At 54.6% G+C, this 4274-nt stretch carries 5 protein-coding genes; 3 read left to right on the top strand and 2 right to left on the bottom strand.

Features of this window, described 5'->3' with window-relative positions; genetic code table 11:
* The coding region (locus tag MVD07_RS09995) for an acetate--CoA ligase family protein (protein ID WP_297501632.1) at positions 1-688 on the bottom strand (688 nt) is incomplete at its 3' end.
* 138 nt (positions 689-826) lie between these two features.
* On the opposite strand from MVD07_RS09995, the gene MVD07_RS09990 reads away from it, so the two are divergent.
* On the top strand, positions 827-2119 hold the full coding sequence (locus MVD07_RS09990; RefSeq protein WP_297501629.1) for a DUF4139 domain-containing protein: 1293 nt from the start codon (positions 827-829) through the stop codon (positions 2117-2119).
* On the opposite strand, the gene MVD07_RS09985 is transcribed toward MVD07_RS09990, so the two are convergent.
* On the bottom strand, positions 2106-2342 hold the full coding sequence (locus MVD07_RS09985; RefSeq protein WP_297501637.1) for a hypothetical protein: 237 nt from the start codon (positions 2340-2342) through the stop codon (positions 2106-2108). The genes MVD07_RS09990 and MVD07_RS09985 overlap by 14 nt on opposite strands.
* Positions 2343-2433: 91 nt before the next feature.
* On the opposite strand from MVD07_RS09985, the gene MVD07_RS09980 reads away from it, so the two are divergent.
* Together MVD07_RS09980 and MVD07_RS09975 are read left to right on the top strand one after the other, a co-directional pair.
* Complete coding sequence (locus MVD07_RS09980; RefSeq protein ID WP_297501635.1) at positions 2434-2973, top strand: SWIM zinc finger family protein; 540 nt, start codon at positions 2434-2436, stop codon at positions 2971-2973.
* A 51-nt stretch (positions 2974-3024) separates the two neighbouring features.
* The coding region (locus MVD07_RS09975) for a DEAD/DEAH box helicase (RefSeq protein ID WP_297501626.1) at positions 3025-4274 on the top strand (1250 nt) is incomplete at its 3' end.

The raw sequence follows: 4274 nt of genomic DNA, 5'->3' as shown, positions 1-4274 counted from the left end.
TCCTCGCATCAACCGCTATGGTCGAGTCCTCATAGGCGAAGATTGGGTTGATGTCGAGCTCCTTAACCTCTGGAAGCTCAAGGGCAAGCTCGCCAACCTTAACGACGACGTCCGCTAAAGCCTCAATGTCCGCTGGCTTCTCACCGCGCGCTCCAGCGAGGATCGGATAGGCCTTTATTTCCCTTATCATCTCAAGAGCTTCCTCCTTCGTTATTGGGGCAACGCGGAAGCTTACGTCCTTGAGTATCTCGACGAAGATCCCGCCGAGGCCGAACATCACTGCCGGGCCGAACTGCGGGTCGCGGATCATGCCGACTATGACCTCCTTCCCGAGCGGGAGGAGCCTGTAGATGATAACGCCCCAGAGGTCTGCGTCCGGTTTGTACTTCCTGGCGTTCTCCATTATCTCCCTGAAGGCTTTTTTAGCTTCCTCGTCGCTCTTGATGTTTATCTTGACACCGCCGGCGTCGCTCTTGTGGATGATTTGGGGGGAGACTATCTTCATGACGACCGGGTAGCCGATCTCCCTTGAGAACTTTACCGCTTCTTCCTCGTTTGTTGCAACCTTGAAGTCCGGAACCGGGATTCCGTAGAGTTTGAGTATCTCCTTCGCCTCGGGCTCGACAAGGGGCCTGTTCTCGGCTTTCGCCTTCTCAATTATCTCCTTGGCCTTTTCAATCCTGTTCATAGCAATCACCCCGTAAGCCTGACGGTTGTGAGTAGCCGGGGACGGTTAAAAGGGTTTCCATTTGCCAACTTCGGCTCGGTTTGAAGCTATGGCCGGGTTATAAATAGGATGAGCGCGTAGTTACTAACGGTGATCAGTATGAGAAAGAAGGGCATAGTTGCTGTCGCCGGTGTGTTGATAATCCTTTTTGCGGTCATCACCTTTCACGGTGAGAGCGCAGTTCCGGGCAACACCACGGTTGCTCTATATAACTCAGCCAAGATTGGCCTCGTCGAGGAGGTTAAGGAGGTCGAGCTGAAGGCCGGCTTGAACGACGTTGCTCTGGGGGAACTGGCCGGTCTCAATATTGCCGGGGCCGTTGTGAGACCCCTCAATGATGGAGTTGAAGTCCTCGGGATTTTCGCCCGGAATCCGGCTGGGACTTACAGCGCCAACCTCGGGAGCGATGTAGAGGTGAAGCTTAAGGGAGGAGAAACGGTCTCGGGCAAGTTCCTTGGCTTAAAGGACGGGAAGATAGCAATCGAGGGAAATGGCTACTACCTCATCGAGCCGGGAGAGGTTGTTTACTTCAAGGTCAAGAACCTCGGCGAGAGGGGGGGCGTTTACGTTGTCCTGAAGGCCGAGAAGGCAGGCAAATACAGGGTGAGCGTTACATATCGGGTCGAGAACATGAGTTGGAGGAGCAGGTATAAGCTCTACCTGGGGAACGAGGCCGAACTCCGGGGTTACATCGTCATCAGCAACCCCACTTCTCTAGACTTTAAGGGCACGAAGGTTCTCCTCGTTGCCGGTAGCGTCCAGTTCTACGGCATCCAGCCGAGGGTTCTCTACGCTAAGACAGAGTCCGCCTCCGAAGTCCAGGTCGGCCAGCCGGAGAAGGTTGAGGCCTTCTACCTCTACAAGCTCGGTATAGTGGACTTAAAGGCGTCGAGCACCTCGGTTTACCCATACATCCACATTGAGAGCCCCTTCAAGAGGCAGTACCTCTACGAGAGCTGGCCCTATAGCCGGAGCGGTCCGGTCTACGAGTCGGTCTCCTTCAAGACGGACAATGTCCTCCCCGCTGGAATAGTGGAGATTTACAGGGAAACCGGCAACGGTCCACTCCTCATCGGGGAGGCAAGGGTTGAGCACACACCCAAGGGCGACACCGTGAGAATAGGCATAGGCAGGGCCTACGACCTGAGGGGGACCACGACGGTTCTCGAAGAGCACCACAATGACGGGAGGGACTACTACAAGGTAAAGGTTACCATAGAAAACTTCGGCAACGAGACAAAGACGGTTGTAGTGAGGCACTACAAGAGGGGGAAGCTGATAAGCTCAACGGTCGTGCCGGTTGAAGAGACAGCTGACTACGTTGAGTTCCAGGTCACTGTAAAGCCCGGTGAAAAGAAGGAGGCAGTCTTTGACTACGCTAGCTCCTCCTGAGGGTTATCTCGAACCTCCTATCCCCCTTTGTTATGTCCATAACGAGGCTCTTGTCGTAGTCTATGAACTTCGTGTTTAGGACAGTGTAACCCTCCTTGGATAGAAAGTCCGCCATCTTGAGGCCGAGATCACTGAAGAACTCCGCGGCCATGGTCGCAAGGCTCGGTTCCTCTATGCCCAGCTCGTCGTGGTAACGTCTCGCCAGCTCGAAGACGTCCGCCATAGACACCACCGAGGATAGTATCCTTCCGGACTAAAAACCCTTTCGCCGAAAGGCTTAAATTCCCGGCTCCTAACCCACGATAGTGGTAACCATGGACGAGCAGACAAGGAAGAAGGGCGAGCGCTACTACCGTTCCGGAAAGGTTCTCTGGGTCGTAAAGACGGGGGACAGGCTTTACGGCAAGGTTCTCGGAACGTACCCCTACTATCCCGCGGTGAACCTGAAGACTGGGGAGAGTAGCTGCACCTGCCCCCTCGGAGGCGACTGCAAGCACGTCGCCTCAATTTTGGTGGCTTACGAGAGAGGGACCTACTTTGAGGGAGATAACCTATCGGAGCTGAACCCCGAGGCGAGTGCATGGAGCTTTCTCGTCCATGCTCCGGAGCTGGCTCTCGATGTCTCAATAAAGGAGCTCCTCTTCTCCCTGCGAAGCGACGAGAGTGGCAGCGAGACGGCCAGGCTTTTCCTGAGGACACTCGGGCTGATCGAAAAAAGCGGACGGAGCGAGTACCTCCACGTCCTTGAGGAGGTTCTCGACGAGTTCTCGACCCTTTTCCCGGACTACCTTCTAACCGAAAGGCTCAGAAAAAGTTTTCAATCGGTCAATTCGGCTCTCCAACGGGCCCGTTGATAACTCTTATAAACACCCATCTCCCTAAACTAAGACCTAGAGGGTGGAAAAATGAAGGCCATCTACCGGGAGATGTGCCCAAACTGCTCCGGCAGGATTTCTGATGAGAGACTACTCGCCAAGAACCCCTGCGAGAACTGCCTCAGAAGTCCCGTCACGGCTCAGGACTATTTTGAGCTTGTGAATGAGGTTAGGAAGGCCCTGAAGGGGGCCGGGACTCTGGAGAGATGGGATGAGATCTACCGCTTGGAAAAGGGACTTAAGGACATTGAGGGGCTCTTTGAAAAGGCAACGGGCTTCAGGTTCTGGAGCGCTCAAAGGACGTGGGTGAAGAGGCTCCTCAAGGGCAGGAGTTTCTCGATAATAGCCCCAACCGGAATGGGTAAGAGCACTTTTGGGGCCTTCATGAGCCTCTGGCATGCAAAGAGGGGGAAGAAGAGCTACATAGTCGTTCCCACAACTCCCCTCGTGATCCAGACGGTTAAGAAGATAGAGGCGATGCGCGAGAAACTCGGCCTCGAGGTCAAGCTCGCCTACTACCACGGCAATCTACGGAAGAAGGAAAAGGAGGAGATGCTCGCCCTCATAGACTCCGGTGACTACGACATCCTCGTAACGAGCGCCCAGTGGCTCGCTAGGAACTTCGAAGAGAGGCTGAAGGAGAGGTACTTTGACTTCATATTCGTGGACGACGTTGACGCTTTTCTGAAGGCCAGCAAGAACATAGACCGCTCCCTCTACCTTCTCGGCTTCAACGACGACGTTATAGGAAAGGCCTGGGAGATAGTCAAACTAAAGAGGCAGATGGCCCGCTACCTCAACGGAAGGAGTGAGGACAAAAACGAGAAGCTTAAGGAGCTCAACGGGCAAATAGAGAAGCTCCAGCGTGAGATAGAATCCTACAAGAGGAGGAACCGAGTGGGGGTCATGATAATAGCCTCTGCCACAGGGAGGGCAAGGGGCGACAGGATAAAGCTCTACCGTGAACTTCTCGGCTTTGAGGTTGGAAGCGGGAGGAGCGCCCTCAGGAACGTCGTTGACAGCTACCTTAAGCCGGGGAAGAACATCAGGAAGCACGTGGAAGAACTCCTCACTATGCTCGGAAGGGGTGGCCTCGTATTCGTCCCCATTGACCAGGGGCTTGGCTACGCCGAGGAGCTCGTGAACTACCTCCGGGAGAGGGGCTTTAGGGTAGAGCTTGCGAGTTCTAAGAACAGGAAGGCAGTTGAGAGGTTTGAGAACGGCGAGGCAGATTACCTTGTTGGTATTGCTACATACTACGGCTCTCTCGTCAGGGGGCT

The organism is Thermococcus sp., assembly GCF_027008145.1.
In the GTDB taxonomy this organism is placed as follows: domain Archaea; phylum Methanobacteriota_B; class Thermococci; order Thermococcales; family Thermococcaceae; genus Thermococcus.
This window is presented reverse-complemented; position numbering and strand designations above follow the sequence as displayed.

Bases quoted from the DNA above. Each gene is read 5' to 3' on its own strand.
- MVD07_RS09980 (WP_297501635.1), top strand. From the start codon at position 2,434: ATGGACGAGCAGACAAGGAAGAAGGGCGAGCGCTACTACCGTTCCGGA.
- MVD07_RS09985 (WP_297501637.1), bottom strand. From the start codon at position 2,342: ATGGCGGACGTCTTCGAGCTGGCGAGACGTTACCACGACGAGCTGGGC.
- MVD07_RS09990 (WP_297501629.1), top strand. From the start codon at position 827: ATGAGAAAGAAGGGCATAGTTGCTGTCGCCGGTGTGTTGATAATCCTT.